The organism is Halomonas alkalisoli (assembly GCF_021412585.1).
Classification (GTDB): Bacteria; Pseudomonadota; Gammaproteobacteria; order Pseudomonadales; family Halomonadaceae; genus Halomonas; species Halomonas alkalisoli.
Genome location: NZ_JAKCMI010000037.1, coordinates 17,907 through 34,486, shown reverse-complemented (window position 1 = coordinate 34,486; position 16,580 = coordinate 17,907). Strand labels below are relative to the sequence as shown.

General features: G+C 59.1%; 11 protein-coding genes. 10 read left to right on the top strand and 1 reads right to left on the bottom strand.

What is annotated here, in order from left to right; all coding sequences use genetic code 11:
• Positions 1-222: 222 nt before the first annotated feature.
• Positions 223-366 carry a hypothetical protein gene (locus LY622_RS16310; RefSeq protein ID WP_234291861.1) on the bottom strand — a complete coding sequence of 48 codons (144 nt, stop codon included), beginning with the start codon at positions 364-366 and terminating at the stop codon, positions 223-225.
• A gap of 270 nt (positions 367-636) precedes the next feature.
• Between LY622_RS16310 and LY622_RS16305 the strand changes: the two genes are divergently transcribed.
• The 10 genes from LY622_RS16305 (at position 637) to LY622_RS16255 (ending at position 16,447) form a co-directional block, all read left to right on the top strand.
• On the top strand, positions 637-3,195 hold the full coding sequence (locus tag LY622_RS16305; protein WP_234291860.1) for an EAL domain-containing protein: 2,559 nt from the start codon (positions 637-639) through the stop codon (positions 3,193-3,195).
• Between the two features lie 115 nt (positions 3,196-3,310).
• Positions 3,311-4,393 carry an OmpA family protein gene (locus LY622_RS16300; protein ID WP_234291859.1) on the top strand — a complete coding sequence of 361 codons (1,083 nt, stop codon included), beginning with the start codon at positions 3,311-3,313 and terminating at the stop codon, positions 4,391-4,393.
• 215 nt (positions 4,394-4,608) lie between these two features.
• Positions 4,609-5,973 (top strand): sensor domain-containing diguanylate cyclase, encoded by a 1,365-nt coding sequence (locus LY622_RS16295; protein ID WP_234291858.1) that lies wholly within the window; start codon positions 4,609-4,611, stop codon positions 5,971-5,973.
• Entirely contained in the window at positions 5,973-7,298 is a 1,326-nt protein-coding gene (locus LY622_RS16290) for a putative bifunctional diguanylate cyclase/phosphodiesterase (protein WP_234291857.1), read from the top strand. The genes LY622_RS16295 and LY622_RS16290 overlap by 1 nt, the downstream gene beginning before the upstream one ends.
• Before the next feature lie 189 nt (positions 7,299-7,487).
• On the top strand, positions 7,488-8,855 hold the full coding sequence (gene fliD, locus LY622_RS16285; protein WP_234291856.1) for a flagellar filament capping protein FliD: 1,368 nt from the start codon (positions 7,488-7,490) through the stop codon (positions 8,853-8,855).
• 116 nt (positions 8,856-8,971) lie between these two features.
• Positions 8,972-10,351 (top strand): flagellar filament capping protein FliD, encoded by a 1,380-nt coding sequence (gene fliD, locus LY622_RS16280; RefSeq protein WP_234291855.1) that lies wholly within the window; start codon positions 8,972-8,974, stop codon positions 10,349-10,351.
• 313 nt (positions 10,352-10,664) lie between these two features.
• Positions 10,665-11,480, top strand: a complete 816-nt coding sequence (locus LY622_RS16275; protein ID WP_234291854.1) for a flagellin N-terminal helical domain-containing protein — start codon at positions 10,665-10,667, stop codon at positions 11,478-11,480.
• 211 nt (positions 11,481-11,691) lie between these two features.
• Positions 11,692-12,078, top strand: coding sequence for a hypothetical protein (locus LY622_RS16270; RefSeq protein ID WP_234291853.1), 387 nt, complete (start codon positions 11,692-11,694; stop codon positions 12,076-12,078).
• 114 nt (positions 12,079-12,192) lie between these two features.
• Positions 12,193-14,520, top strand: coding sequence for a flagellin N-terminal helical domain-containing protein (locus LY622_RS22680; protein ID WP_369413795.1), 2,328 nt, complete (start codon positions 12,193-12,195; stop codon positions 14,518-14,520).
• Between the two features lie 418 nt (positions 14,521-14,938).
• Entirely contained in the window at positions 14,939-16,447 is a 1,509-nt protein-coding gene (locus LY622_RS16255; protein ID WP_234291852.1) for a DUF726 domain-containing protein, read from the top strand.
• The last annotated feature ends 133 nt before the right edge of the window (positions 16,448-16,580 follow it).

The following is a 16,580-nucleotide window of genomic DNA, read 5'->3' as shown; positions in this document are numbered from 1 at the left end:
TTTTCCTTGTTAGCGCCCTTGGCAGGCACGCCACCATCAACCGCGTCATGGCCCGGCTTTCCAGCCCGGGACGTGATTCATGGTCGGTGCCCCCCCGAAGCCGGGCATCGAGCCGGCTTCTCCCCTTCGTGCGATTTTCTTGCGAACGACTTTCTTACGAGCTCGCACTCCTCCTATCGGCACGATCGGGTCGAAACTTTAGCAACCGTGTTACCGGCTGCTTCACGACGGCATCGGGATCCGGTTCATCGGGGCCTTTCCTTTTCTTGCCTTTGCGGGAGCAGGGTTTTTCGTGAGCAGGGCGATAGGCACTCGTTGCTGCCGTTGGGCTGAAATATCGGCGATGGCGCTGTCGATACGGGTCATGAATTCACTGATCTGTCGCCTTGTTACATTGAAAAACAGGGCCGGGTTGCGGACGAAAAATTGCCCCGTTGACGGCCAGTTAATCGTTGCGACTAGTTATGTAATACGGGATCATTGAATATGGTGAGAAGAATAAAGTGAGAAAAATAATCAGCGGCGCTCTTGAGCCCTGTGCCTCGTCCTTCAGATCAGGGTCCTGCAGGTCAGGGGCCTGTAGGCCAGGGTCATCCAGGCAGGGTCTTTCAAGAGCAGCCCCCTCTGTGAGGCGTCATGAATCACGAGCTTCCCATCGAGCGCATCATGCAGACCGGCCTGCTGACCTGTGAAGCCGATACGCCGCTCTGCACCGCCGCCCAGCGAATGGCTGAACGCCAATGCAGCTCGATCGTGGTAACGAGGGAGGGCAAGGCGAAGGGAATCTGGACCGAGCATGACGCCCTGGCGGTCAATTTTGCCGACCCCGAGGCGGGGCGTACCCGCATTGGCGACGTGATGAGTCAGCCGGTGGCGAGCCTGCATCTCGAGACGCCGATCAGCGAGGCCGCCCTGCGCTTCAGTGCCGAAGGACGACGCCATTTCGTCGTGGTCGATGGCGATGGCCTGCCAAAGGGCATCCTCTCCCAGACCGACATGGCCATGAACCAGGGCATCGAGCCCTACCTGCGCCTGAGGGAAGTTCGCTCCGCGATGCGACAGCGGGCGCTGGTGCTTCAGGGTACGCAGCTACTGGCCGAGGCGGCCCGCTCCATGCGGCTTTCCAGCTGCGATGCCGTCGTGGTGAAGTGCAGCGAACAGGCGCTGGGTATCCTGACCGAGCGCGACATGGTGCGCTTCGTTGCACGCCATCCGGGCAATACCCCGATTACCGAACTGGCCAGCCGGCCACTGCTCACCGTCCACCAGAACGAGCCCCTGATAACCGCCCGGGACAGGCTGCTGGAGCAGCGGGTGCGCCACCTGGCGGTACTGGACGATGACAATAACGTGATCGGCTTGATCGGCTTTCGCGACATGCTGGCCGGTGCCGAGCAGCACTATATGCAGGATCTGCGTGACGCGCTGGAACAGCGCGATCGCGCCCTCGCCAACTCCCGCGAGAACCTGCAGCTGGCCGAGCGGGTCATTGAATCCTCCCTCGAAGGGATCCTCGTCACCGACCCGAACAATCGCATCGAGTTCGTCAACCCTGCCTTTACCCGCATGACCGGGTACACCGCCGAAGAAGCCATCGGCCAGGCCCCCGAGATACTCGCCTCGGGGCGCCACGATGCAACCTTCTACCGCCAGATGTGGGATGCGCTGAAGCAGCACGGTTTCTGGCGCGGCGAGATATGGAACCGCCGCAAGAATGGCGAACTCTACCTCGAGCTGCTGACCATCACCGCGATCACCGGTGATAACGGCGAGGTGACCCATTACGCGGCACTGTTCAACGACATCACCCATGTCCGCGAGAATGAAGATCGGATTCGCAAGCTCGCCTACTACGATCCCCTGACGACGCTTCCCAACCGGCGCCTGCTGGAGGATCGGCTGCAGCTGGCGATACGGCATGCACATCGCAACCAGTCCCGGCTGGCGGTGGTCTTCGTCGACCTGGACCACTTCAAGCAGATCAATGACACCCTGGGCCATGCGGTAGGCGACGAGCTGCTGGTCATGATCGCCGACCGGCTGCAGAGCCGGCTGAGGGAGGACGATACCCTGGCTCGGCTTGGCGGCGACGAGTTCCTGATCCTGCTGCCCGACCTGGAAGAAGTGGAGGAGGTGACCCGTGTTGCCCGCCGGCTGGTCGAGGCGGTAGGCGAGCCCTGTATCATCGACGGCCACGAATTCAGCGTCGGCTGCAGCCTGGGGATCAGCCTCTATCCGGACGACGCCGCCAGCGCCGAGGCCCTGATCCACGATGCCGACGTGGCCATGTATCGAGCCAAGCAGGAAGGGCGCAGCTCCTACCGGCTCTATCGCACCGAAATGAACATGCAGGACGACCGCCAGCGGGCGCTGGAGGCTGCGCTGCGTGATGCCATCGAGAGTGGCGAGGGGCTCGAGGTGCACTTTCAGCCGCTTTTCGAACGGGAGAGCGGCGCCCTGCACAGTGCCGAAGCCTTGATGTGCTGGCACCATCCGGTGCTGGGCAGCATTCCTCCCGGTGAAGTCATTCCGCTGGCCGAGCGTGCCGGACTCATCGTGGCGCTGGGCGAGCGCATGATGCGCATGGTCTGCGCCCAGCTCAGCGAATGGTACCAGGCCTCTGTCGACCCGGTGCCGGTGAGCATCAACCTCTCGCCAAGGCAGTTCTGGCAGCAGGACCTCCCGGGAAAGGTCGCCGCCATGCTGGCCGAGCATGCCTTGCCGCCCGGCCTGGTGGGCTTCGAGCTGTCCGAAAGTACGCTGCTCGACAAGCCGCTGCAGGCCGCCGCCATTCTTCAGCAGCTGCGCGACCTGGGCGGCGAGATCACCATCGACGATTTCGGTACCGGCTACGCCTCCCTGAGCTACCTGGAGGAGCTGCCGATCACCACGCTGAAGATCGACCGCCGCTTCATTCAACGACTCGATGGCGAGCAGCGCGGCAGTGCGGCCATCGTGGCGGCCGTCTGTGGCCTGGCCAGGGAGCTGGGGCTGCGGGTGGTCGCCGTTGGGGTAGAGACCGAGGCGCAGCAGGATGCGTTGCTGCGCCACAACATGGATCTGATCCAGGGGTTTCTCACCGGAAGGCCCGTCTCCGCGCCTCACTTTGCCAGCAATTATCTCGCTTCCCGCTCGGGTGACGTTGCCGAGAAGCCTGAGCGGGCCGGCCCGCCGCAAGTTGCGCCTACCAAATAACGGTCAGCAAGTAACGGCCAGCAAGTAACGGCCACAAGGTGGCGCTTTTCCCCGTTTCATCTCCCCGCCGCTACGGGTAGCCTAGGCGGCTGTTCGTGGCGACCCGGCGGCCCAGATGACCCGATTGATCTCCAGCGGTGGCAGCGACCATCGTGGCGCCATGCGCCATGAGTCGCTGACGGCGACGCATACCGATCCCGACCAGGACAGCACCTGGATGATCGGCTACCTGGACATCATGACGCTGCTGGTGGCCCTGATGGTGCTGCTGTTCACCATCACCTACGCCGGCGATCGCGACGACGACGCGACGGCCGTCAGCGATACACTGCAACCCATGGCGATTCCACTGCCCGACGAACTGCAGCGGGCGATGGCGGCCCACCAACCGCAGGTGCCGCTACCGGCTGGCCGGTTGAGCCCCTTGGCGCTCTCCGCCGCCCTGGGTGTGGCCGGCCTGCCGCGCAGGGCGGCTAGGGTTCCTGTCACGCCCGCGCTGTTGGCGCTTCAGGCTGCCGAGCCCGAGCGGCAGGTTTCCACGGCATACGTTGCGCCGCCGGCTCCGCTGGCGATGCTTTCGCAGCAACCGGAGCTGACACAGGCAAGCTCGGCCGAAGGGCTGCGGTTGCCTCAGCCCCTGCTCCCCGATGACGACGAGCTGCCGGCTGGGCCGGCTGACTTCATGCTGGTACTGACCGACCGCCCCCCGGCGCGGGTGCGTGAAGTGGCGCCCGAGGCCATTGCCGGCTCGCTGGCGCTGCAGCAGGCGCTGGAGGAACGCCTGGAGACATCCCCCTACCTGCCGGACCTGGAGGGTGTGGCGGTCTCCCGGGTGGCCGAAGGCATCAAGCTGCGCGTCGAGGACCAGTGGCTCTTTCCCACCGCCGAGGCCGAGCTGACGGAGGACGGCCAGGCGCTGGTGCAGCGGCTGGTCGACGTGATCCAGCGCCACGACGGCGAAGTGGCGGTGGAAGGGCACACCGACAGCCGTTCCATCCAGACCCCGGAATTTCCCTCCAACTGGGTGCTCTCCAGCGCCCGTGCCATTGCCATCGTGCATGCCCTGGAGCAGGCCGGCGTTAGCGCCCAGCGCCTGCGTGCCGTGGGCCTGGCCGATACGCGCCCGCTGGCGGCCAACGACAGCGCCGAAGGGCGAGCCCAGAACCGGCGCGTCGAGGTGATCATTCATTCGCGGTAGCTCTTGTACAAGTATTTGGCGTGCCTGGCCATAACTGGTCTTTTTTGGGGTTTTTTCCTGACGCATGTCAAGTAAACCTAAAATTCCCTCTTCAAAAGTTATACATTCTGTGCGGATGGTCCTATCATCGCCCTCGGCGGGTACCCTTCGCCATGTCTGAGCCAGCACACGAACCAGGCCATCCCAGAGCCAACACCCGGACGAGGACCCCTTGCATGACGCAGCAACACGAGTTTCCGGCAGGCGACGCCTCGCCGGATGCCTGGGATCAAATCGATGCAAGTGGCTCGCCGGGTACGCTGGTCCAATCGCTCAAGCATTTCTATACCGCCGTGGAACATAGCCCCATGGCCACTGCCATCACCGATCCCAGCGGGCGTCTGCTCTATGTGAATCATCGCTTTGTCGATATCACCGGCTACAGCCGTGATGAGCTCATCGGTCAGACGTCTTCGCTCATCAAGTCCGGCAAGACCTCACCCGAGACCTACCGTCAGCTATGGCAGACGCTGAAGGCGGGCAATATCTGGCGAGGCGAGATGCTCAACCGTCGCAAGTGCGGCGAGGAGTACTGGGAATATGAGGTCATCACGCCGATCAAGGACGAGCACGACAAGGTCATCAGCTTCATTACCGTCAAGGAGGATATTTCCGAACGCAAGCGTCAGGAAGAGGAACTGCGCCTGCTGGCGACTGCCTTCGAAACGGGACAGGCCACGCTGATCGCCAACGCCGAGATGCGCATAGAGCGAGTCAATCAGGCCTTCGTCAATATCACCGGCTATACCGCCGATGAAGTGGTTGGCCACACGCCTCGCATGTTCAAGTCCGGGCGCCACGACGCCAGTTTCTATGCCGGGCTCTGGCAGTCGCTGACAGTCAAGGGGCACTGGCAGGGGGAGATCTGGAATCGTAACAAGCGGGGCGAGATCTATCCCGTGTGGCAATCGATCACGGCGGTCAAGGGTGAGAATGGCGAAGTGCGCCACTATGTGTCGGTCTTTCATAATATCGCCGAGCGCAAGCAGGTGGAGCAGGCGCTGGTTCATGAAGCCAGCCGCGACCACCTGACCGGCGCCGCCAATCGCCGCGCCTTCGACCGCGCCCTGATTACCGCTGTCAGGCTGGCCGAGAAGGAGGGCGGCGAGTTCGCCGTGATGCTGTTCGATATCGACCACTTCAAGGCAGTTAATGATACCCATGGTCATGATGTCGGCGATGCCGTGCTTTTCGCTCTGACCGATTGCGTCCAGCGAAGGCTACGCAAGACCGACCTGTTGGCACGCTGGGGCGGCGAAGAGTTCACGCTGCTGCTGTCGGGAACACCACTCAATGGCGCCCTGCAGCTTGCCGAGCGACTGCGCAGCGACGTGGCCGGTGCCGAGTTGCCCGGTGCCGCGGTCACCATCAGTATCGGCCTGACCCTCTACCAGCCAGGCGATACGGCCCGTGACCTGCTGATGCGGGCCGACAGGGCGCTATACCGTGCCAAGCAGGGTGGCCGCAACCGGGTGGAACTCATCACAGGGGAGAGGTCAACCGCCCTGGTTGCCGTGGCAAATGACAGGGTGGAGGCCTGATGTACGCGTTCGACGGCACGCAGCTATCGATGTTGATGAATGAGGCGCTCGCCAAGGCGATCAAGGACAAGGGGAGCCTTACCGTCTGCGCGCTGGATGTGGACCATTTCAAGTTGATCAACGACCGCCTGGGCCATCAAGGCGCCGACCGGCTGATCGACGCCTTGGCTCGGCGTCTCGCGCAATATGTCGGGGGCGACAGTTTCGTTGTCCGCGCCGGTGGCGACGAATTCGTGCTGCTGACTCATGACGCTGCGGACGATGCCGCCCTGCAGACGATGCTGTCGGTGATCAGCGAACCCTTCACGCTGGAGGGGGAGCAGGTATCGATGACCGCGAGCCTGGGGGTGTCCCGCTATCCCGATGACCATGCAGAGGCCGATGGCCTGCTGCGCCATGCCAGGCAGGCGATGTATCGGGCCAAGCAGAATGGCCGCAATACGGTGAGTCGATTCGACCCGGGGCAGGATCGCCTGGTTCAGCAGCGCCAGGTGAATCGCCGTCGATTTGCGCGGGCGATAGAGAATGGCGAACTGATCCTGTACTACCAACCCCAGATCGACATGGCCACCGCCGAGGTGATTGGCTTCGAGGCGCTGGTTCGCTGGAAGCACCCCAAGGAGGGCTTGAAGGCACCCGATAGCTTCCTGCCGTTGACCGAGGGGACCCGGCTGGAGATATCGCTGGGCGAATGGGTTCTCCGGCAGACGCTGACTCAGTTAGGCTGCTGGCAGCAGCAGGGCATCGTGCTGCCGGTGAGCGTCAATATCAGCCCCTCGCACTTGTTGAGCCCGGATTTCGTGCCTCGGCTGGAAAGCCTGCTGGCGGCCAACCCCTGGCTTACCACCGACCGCCTCAAGCTTGAAGTGGTCGAAACGGCCGCCATGCACGACATCAAGGCGGCGTTGGATACCATCGATCGCTGTCAGGCCATGGGCATCGAGGTGGCCATCGACGACTTTGGTACCGGTTTCTCTTCCCTCACTTACCTGCGCCAGCTGCCGGTGGATATGATCAAGATCGACAAGAGCTTCGTCCGCGACATGCTCACCGACCCCAGCGATCTCGCCATTGTCGAGAGTGTGATCTACATGGCTCGCCGCTTCGACCGCGCGCTGCTGGCCGAAGGGGTGGAAACCCTGGAGCATGCCGACGCACTGCTGGGACGAGGATGCCGGCTGGCGCAAGGCTATGGCATCGCCCGCCCCATGCCCCCGGAAGCGGTGGTCGAATGGCTTCAGCGGTGGCGTGAACGAACCGACTGGCAGGGGCTGGCACGCCAGTCGTGGCCGATGGGTGAAAGGAAATGCGAGTCCATCGAGTAGTCAGCCAGTCAACCGGCTACCAGCGAGGGCTACTGGCTGCGCTTGCAGAACGCCTATGGCCGAGCGCAGCCAGGTTTCGGGCAGAGCCTAAAGTTCTGCTGCTAGCCGCCGACATGCGGTAGATAAGGAAGGTGTCGCGCTAATGCTTCATGCGCGGCACCCGAATTCATCGGCACAAGGCAGTCTCACATGGCCACCATTTCCTCCCTCGGCATCGGCTCCGGCCTGGACCTCAACGGTCTGCTGGAGCAGCTCAACCAGGCCGAGCGCGCCAAGCTCGACCCCATAGCGCAGCAGGTTCAGGCACAGGAAGTACAGATCTCAGCCTATGGTGAAATCCAGAGTTCGCTTGCCACTTTTGACGATAGCGTCAATAGCCTCAATGATCCTTCGCTCTTCCAGAGTGTGACGACGGATGTGACTGGCAGTGCCCTGCAAGCTGCCGCCAGCGCCGATGCCACCCCGGGGAGCTACAGTGTCGAAGTGCGACAGATCGCCACTGCCGGCAACCTGGCTACCGAGCGGGTCGCTGATCTGGATACTGTCGTCACCGAATCTGGCGGCGAACTCGAGCTGACCTTTACCGACGATGCCCTCAACCATGGGGTGGCCATTGCCGCAGACAGCACGCTGGAAGACGTGCGCGACGCCATCAACGCCGATCCCGATGCAGCGGTGAATGCCTCCATTGTGTTTGACGGGGAAGGCCACCGCCTGGCGCTGATGTCGGCGGAGACAGGTGAACAGGCCTCGATTACCGGCACCAACTTCGATCAGCTGGCGGCCGGAAATCTTGCTGCCGACCCGGGTGGCACGGTGGCCCAGGTTGGGCAGGATGCAGATTTCTCGGTCAACGGCATCGACATCGTCAGTGCTACCAACCAGATAGAAGATGCTATTCAGGGCGTGACCCTGGACCTGCAGGAGCCGGGCAGCAGTACCGTGGTGGTTCAGCGCGATAACGACACCATTCGTGAGGGTATCATCGGTTTCGTGAATGCCTACAACGAGCTGAAAGGCACCGCGGGGCAGCTTACCGCGTTCAATGGCGAGGAGAACGAGCCAGGGCCGCTGATTGGTGATAGCGCTGTGCGTGGCATTGAGTCCAACCTGCGTGGCGACCTGGCTGCCGGCGTGACCCAGGATGGCGAACTTGCGCTGCTCTCCGATATGGGGCTCTCGCTCAGCGTCGATGGCACCCTGCAACTGGATGAACAGCAGCTGGATGTCGCACTGGCAGACAACCCGGACGGCGTAGCCAGCTTTTTCGCGGGCGATGGCGACACCGCCGGCCTGGCTGGTCGACTGGCGGGCACTACCGAGCAGCTTCTGAGCAGCAACGGTGCCCTGGAAGGCTCAATCAATAGCACCGAGGACCGTATCGCCAGTCTTGGGGATCGCTTCGAGCGCACTGAGCGGACCATTGAGCAGACTATCGATCGCTACCGTACTCAATTTGCACAGCTCGATGGCATGATCGCCAGCATGAACCAGACAAGCCAATATCTTACCCAGCAACTGGGCATGCTGGAGACCCAGATGGGAAATAATTCCTGAGTTTTATGGGGTTGCCGAGTAGCAGGTGCTACCGTTCTCGAAAGTGCTAAAGTTTTTGGCGGTGAGGTCGATATCGCTATCAATACCGTTATTGTCACTCAGGGAAGTGAACCAAGATGGCAACGATAACCTCTCTCGGCGTGGGCTCAGGCCTTGATCTTTCAGGACTGCTGAATCAGCTGAATGCGGCCGAACGCCAGAAGCTTCAGCCGATCACGGCCCAGAAGACACAAGAGCAGGCCAAGATTTCAGCGTTTGGCAGGCTGCAGTCGGCCCTGACCAAGTTTCAGGATGCCGTGACCAAGCTCAATGATCCCAAGCTCCATCAGAGCCTGACCACTAGCGTGCTGGGTCAAGGGGTCTCCGCGACAGCGGGAGCAGAAGCGACCCCTGGGCGTTACGAAGTCACTGTAAACCACATCGCCAAGGCGGGCAGCATCGCCAGCCAGGGGAAGACAAGCACGACCGATGCGTTGGTGGGAGCGGGCGGCGATACGCTGACGCTCACTTTCGCGGGCAAGGCCAACGTTACGGTCGCTCTCGTTGAGGGAGACAGCCTCGAGAATATCCGCGATGCCATCAATGCACATCCGGATGCGGGGGTTACCGCGTCGATCATCAACGACGGCACCCAGAACGGTTATCGGTTGGTGTTGAATTCGAAAGAGACCGGCGCGGATCAGTCGATCACGGGTATGACGTTCGGCGTCCCCACCACCAACACCACGCTGGCTGAGGATACCGAAGCCCGAGTGCCTGGCAGCAATGCCGAACTCGTGATCAACAATATCACCATCACCAGCAGCTCCAACCGGGTAGAGGGCGCCATCCAGGGAGTAACGCTGGATTTGGACGCGGCAGCAGTGGGCAAGACGTCTACTATTGTGGTGGAACGTGACACCGAAGCGCTGCGCGAGGCCGTAACCGGCTTCGTTTCCGCCTACAACGAAATGAAATCGACCATCGGTCGCATGACGAACGTCACCGGCGATGCGGAAACGGCAGGTGAGCTGGTCGGTAACCGGGCGGTGAGAACCATCGAATCGCGCCTCAGTCGTGACCTGGGCAGTCTCGTGCAGGGGGGGGAGCTGACGATGATGTCGCAGCTCGGTATTTCCCTGCGCCCCAATGGCCGGCTTGAGCTGGACGAGGCCAAGCTCGACGATGTGATTGCGAACAATCCCCAGGCGCTTGCCGACTTCTTTGCCGGTGATGCCAAGGAAGCCGGCATGGCAGGTCGCCTCAGTGGAACCCTCGGCCAAATTCTGGGCGACGATGGTCTTGTAAAAAGCTCGATCAAGGGCTCGGAAGCGCGTGTCAGTAACCTCGACGACCGCTTCGAGCGTATGGAGCGCACCATCGAGCAGACTATCGAGCGCTATCGGAAGCAATTCGGCCAGCTCGACAGCCTGATTGCCCAGATGAATGCCACCAGTTCCTACCTAACGCAGCAGCTCGATATGTTGAGTATGCAGATGGCACCGAAGAAAAAGTAATCACCGGCTAGTGTAGAGAATGTTGCTGATCCGGCATGACAGTCCGGTATCTGGATAGGGCGCGGGCCCGGCATATCGCCGGGCCCGCGGCGTTTCAAGCCTTTCTCCTGTAGGAGCGGTACGGCGGGGTAGCTGGCTGCCCAAGATACCAGCCATAAATTTTTTTCTCCGGCTCCCTAAAGTTCTTCCCCAGAGAGCCGTTAATTAGGGTAACGGCCAACGGCGCCGTTGAGACAGGCCCGAGATGCTGGGCCGCAGGAAAGGTTCAGTGGGCCCGTCAATGGAGCCCCCAACATAGAGAAGGAATGACACCATGTCCGTGATCAATACCAACATCACCGCCCTGATCGGCCAGAACAACCTGAACAAGTCGCAGTCCAGCCTGCAGACTTCCATGGAGCGTCTCTCCTCCGGCCTGCGCATCAACAGCGCCAAGGATGATGCAGCCGGTCAGGCTATCGCCAACCGCATGACCGCTACGGTCAACGGCCTGAATCAAGCAGCGCGTAACGCCAACGACGGTATTTCTTTGGCGCAGACAGCAGAAGGCGCGCTGAACCAGGTTAACGATAACCTTCAGCGTATTCGTGAGCTGGCCGTTCAGGCAGCGAATGATACCAACACCGATGAAGATATTGCTTCTATCCAGGAAGAAGTTGATCAGCGTATCGCAGAGATTGACCGTATTCGTGATGAGGTGAAGTTTAACGGTAAAGATCTTTTTACTGCTGGTGCAGCAACAGAGTTTAGCATTCAAGTTGGCTCAGAAGATGGTCAAACCATCGATATCTCCATTGCTGACTCAGCAGGTTGGGATAGTGCTTCACTTGTAATTGCTGGAGCAACTATCGACGGTGATGACGTACTTGCTGAAATCGATGCTGCAATTGCGGCAGTTGATGAGACTCGCGGTGAGCTGGGTGCTAAGCAGAACCGCCTCGAGTCAGCTATTGACAATATTACCACTACCTCTACTAACCTTGCGGCTGCCCGTTCGCGCATTGAAGACGCTGACTACGCTGTTGAAGTGTCCAACATGACTCGCGCCAATATCTTGCAGCAGGCTGGTACTTCCATTCTGGCGCAGGCCAACCAGACTCCGCAGAACGTGCTGTCTCTGCTGGGTTAATCTGGCATTTGATCAGGTGGGGCAGCTCTGTCCCACCCTTCAAGACCCTACAGGCGCCCTTGTGGCGCCTGTTTTTTTAGGTGTTGGCGATTGGTGACTGACGCTGACCAGCAATTCCCTGATATGAATAGTAAAGCCGACAACGTTCAGCTTTCCTATACGATGGCGGCGTTAGATTTTCTGGCGAATTGTGAAGCAATAGGGAGGTGGAATGAATGAACCGCAGCGGATCACCTTGCATGAAGTGCTTTACGAGATTCTGCCGAAGCTGAAGGCGGCGGAGGAGATGGTCCAGAACACTCTGCTGGCGATACTCGAAGTGACCGAGGAGCCATTGGAGCAGGCGCGGCGCCAGGAGCAGCAGGATGCGATGGAACTCGAGTTGTTTACCATTCGCTTGAATATCAAGCACCTGCTGACCCGATATTCGCAAGACGTACAGGCGATGCGGGACAGCGAGGAGAGCGGCGGGGCCATCGGTGATGGGCCGGTGCTGACGCTGGATGACGGCGAGGCGCAGGCCATCGAGAAAGCGAGCCTGCTGCACGAGCGGTTACTCAGAGGCTCCAAGCCGGACGGAAACGTTTCGGAGGCGTGATCGAAGGTTGATCATGAGCTGTGCCGGAACAACTTTTCCTTAAGAAATTGCTAAAGCTCAGCATCCTTTGGCCGATAAACGGAGCAATGACCCAAGGAACGGTGAGCTCCCCGCATGGCAAGCATCAATACCAACCTTCTTTCCCTCACTGGCCAGGCCAACCTTGGCCGCTCGCAGTTGTTGCTGGCAACCGCCATGGAGCGGCTCTCATCGGGGTTGCGCGTCAATAGCGCCAAGGATGATGCCGCAGGCCAGGCCATCGGCAACCGTTTGACGAGCCAGATCACCGGACGGGCGATGGCACAGCGCAATGCCAACGATGGTGTATCGATGGCGCAGACGGCTCATGGCGCGCTGGACCAGATTAACGATAAGCTGCAGCGCATTCGTGAACTGACCGTACAGGGACTGAACGGCTCCCTGACATTGCGTGACACCGATACCATTCAGGCCGAGATCAACATGAACCTGCGTGAGATCGATCGCCTTGCCGCTACCGTGGATTACAACGGCATTCCCTTGCTGTCAGGCAAGGCTGGCACGGTCAATCTCCAGGTAGGGGCCAATGACAGGGAAACGCTGGGCATTGACCTCAACCCGCCAGGTTTCAGTGTCGATTCGCTTGGTCTCACTGACTTCACGATCGCGGGCATAGAAGGGGAGGTGACTCCAAGGAATACACTCCTGGGGCCCGCTCACCATATCCATCTTTATGCAGAGACGAACGCACAAACGACCATCACCTACCATGGGGTGACCGGCACGTCGCGAGCCTTTATGCAGCAGCCGAGTGTAGATGGTTCTTACGGCTGGTATGTCAGCGCCATGCTGGGTGACGATCCTGTTTTCTACAACACGGGCTACCCCTTGGCTACCCATTACACCGCCACGGACACCAGTGTCGTCAGCATTACCAGTACGGGTAGAATCTACGAAATCGTTGACAACATTCCTGCGCAACTTGCCACCGCTTCGTTTACTGATGCGTTTTATGACCCCTTCGCAGACGGAGCAACTAGGCAGTTGCAGCAACATGATGGCAACTATGTGGTACGAGAGACGCAAAATGGAGTCGTGCGCTACTATGAGGCAGCCATAAGCTTCGTAGCGGGTGGGAGTGGCGTGCAGGTGCGCCAGCTAGGTGCCGAGCTAGCCGGCCCGGTTTACTCCACGACCAGTGAAATTGTGGATCATCCCAACGGTGGTGATTATCACGACCTTGACAGTTTCGATGATATTCGGTTCCTGCGCAGCAACGGCGCCACCTTGCCCGACGGAGAGTTGGTACAATCCAGCAATGGCGGCTATTACTTGCAGGCCGAAGTAAACGGTGAAACGGCCTACCATCGGTTGGGAAGTGTGACGACAGAGGATTATACTGAGTCCGAAAGCTATTGGGACGAGGACTTGGAAGACTGGTCGACACGGCTTGTCGATAAAGAGCGCCTTGTCCTGCATGCGGAATGCGCGACGGCATTTACGGGGCTGGATTTGACAGGCCAGGCAACAAACGTCAATTCCACGCCGTCGGTCGCAACGCCACAGGAAGATTTACGCTTCCTCAATCCAGATGGCGAACTGTTTGACGAGCCAGCACGTCTGATGCAGCGGTCAGACGGCCAATACGTGATCGAGGCCAAGATGGCAGAAGGGGTCTATCACTACTTTGATGCTTCAGTCAGCGTTGGCCTGGAAAGCAATGGTGATACGCATTCGATCTGGGCTGTAACGACCAATTCGACCCCGACCATTTTCGATATCGAGGCCCACCGTGTCCCGACGGTACATGGGACTTCAGTGGTGACAATCGATCCGCGGAATGTGACGGTAAACTACACTGACAGCAACGGTGATACTTTTTCGGATGTGCTTCGGCAAGGGGCGGATGGAAATTATTATTTTAATCTGCCTAACAGTCTGTCAAGTTATGGAAGCTTCAAGATCGCCAGTCTTGTTGATACTGAAGATAATCAAGTCCTGATCAAGACAATCAATGGCACCAATGAGGTCATTATTTACCACCCTTCCAACTTGACCGCTGCACTTAATCTGGTTTCGGTCGAAACCGATGCCAACGGCTTCGACAATGGCGAGCAGGTTGCCGATGGCGCGCCACATACCATCATCAACATCACTGAATCTGAACAGGAAATTCGCCTCAAAACACCGTCCAATCCTCTGGCTGCTCTCGACCAAGCCATCAGTTTTGTCGACAGTAAACGCAGCCATCTCGGTGCCATGGAGAATCGCCTAGGGTCGGTGATTGAGTCTCATGAAACAACTAATATCAACCTGTCGGCCGCACGCTCACGCATCATGGGTACCGACTATGCGGTAGAGGTTGCCAACATGACCAAGGCCCAGATCCTGCAGCAGGCCGGCACGAGCATGCTGGCCCAGGCCAACCAGGTGCCGCAAAGCGTGCTATCACTGCTTGGTTAAACTCACGCCTCTGGCGATACTCGATGCGACCGAGGAGCCGCTGGAGCTATTGGTGATGGTCCGGTGCTGACGCTGGATGACGGCGAGGCGCAGGCCATCGAGAAGGCGAGGATGCTGCATGAGCGCCTTATGGCGATGTCTCAAGGCGCATGACGCGATTTACCTGATACCCATCCCGCTGTAGCCCGTTCCCGGCTTCAGTTTGTGCAGCAGCGGGCATGTCCGACCGTAAATTACGAAAGTGCTAAAGCCCCACGCTTGTTGGTCGATAAGAATAATTAGGCTGCCAGCCTCCGCCGATGCCTGGAGACTGTGCTGAAAACGCCTGCCTCACACGAGAAGGTCGGTAGGATGCCGGCGCGGAAGCTGGCGTTTAGCTTCGACCTAAGCAGGGTATCGTATAGCAGGGGGTTTTATCATGTCTGAAGAACACGTTTATAGCCTGGAGTCTTGGTGTTCCTGGTGTGGAGAGTTTAGTCGTCATACCCTATTTCAGGAAAATAATATTGGCCGTTCCACCTTCAAATGTTCAGCCTGTGAATTTCTGACGGTCAAGTGTCGGCATTGCGAGAATATGGCTCGAGCAGCACTTGGCGAAAGCAGAAAAGTGGAGGGTGATGATGAAGGGCAGGGCAACAGCTTGTTTGGTGACTCTATCAAGCGTGTTTCTCAACTCTTTACAGAGAATTGGCATAATGAGCTTTGTGCCGAGCATGATGGAACAATGCCTGATTTTACCAAAGCAAAAGCCACCATACTTGAACTTGGAGAATTCAAGCATTTGATGCGGCCACGCAAGGCAAACCTGTATGGCCTTACCAAACAGGTAGGTGTGGTTGCTGGAGGTATCGTGGCTGTGGGCACGGGTGCCTATCTGGCTGCGCCGGGCATTGCTGCTGCGCTGGGGTCGACAGGAGCGCTTGGTGCGGCATCCACTGGCACTGCTATCGGGACACTCAAAGGAGCAACACTCGCTTCGGCATCGCTGGCCAAGGTGGGAAGTGGCGGCCTTGCAATCATTGCGGCGACGGGGGCCGGTCTTGGTGGAAAAACAGGTTATGGTCTGGCGAATGCCTATTTCAAGGATATTCCCGATTATCATTTCACCTTAAAAAGGGCTACCTCCAGTGATTGTGGACATAGAGTCGTTGTGGTCAACGGCTTTCTCTCCGAGGAAGACATGGAGGCGCATGACTGGTGCGATGGATTGGCAGATCACTACCAAGATGCCCCACTCTGGTATCTTAACTGGGAGGCCAAGACGTTGCGAAAGCTGGGTGGTATGTTGAGTGGCACCAGTCGTAGCATGTTCTCCAGCAGTATATTGTCAAGTGGAGTCGGCCTGGCATCGAAAGCGTTGGCTAAAGGAGTATCTCACGGGGGTATGGCAATGACAGCAGTAGGGCTTGCTTCCAACCCTTGGCATTCCGCCATGTTGAATGCTGAAAAGGCGGGGCTGCTACTGGCCGAGGCGATTAGTCGCACCGAGGGAAAGACATTCACTCTGATGGGGCATTCGTTGGGGGCGAGAGTGGTTTTCTTTGCACTGCTGGCTCTGGCCAGCAAGGGTGGAGAAAAGTACGTCAGGAACGCTGTCCTGATGGGTGGTGCTGTGGGCAATGAGAGTGAGGTGGACTGGACGACTGCGGCCAGTGCCACTTCGGGTGGAGTATACAATTGCTATTCGGAGCGAGATGGAGTGCTCAAGTGGCTCTATCGTATGGCTAATGCCGGCCTCTCCACACCGGCGGGTCTTGTGCCGGTATCTCATGGCGTGGAAGGCGTCGTCAATAGTGATTTCAGCAACTTGATCGGTGGGCACAATGAGTGGAAAGCCAATCTTGGTGCCGTGCTCGACCGCCTTGAACTGGGCCGTGATACGTTGCGGGAAGCGTCGAATACATCGCCTGTAGTGGAAGCTGAGTAAAATATACTGGCTGAATACACCTCAAACTGAGGCCCGCATTAATCTAGGCAGGGCCTCAGTAAACTTCAGAATGACTCGATGCCTTATGGCCGAAGGTAGCCAGTTTTCGGATAGCGCATAAAGCTGCACACGT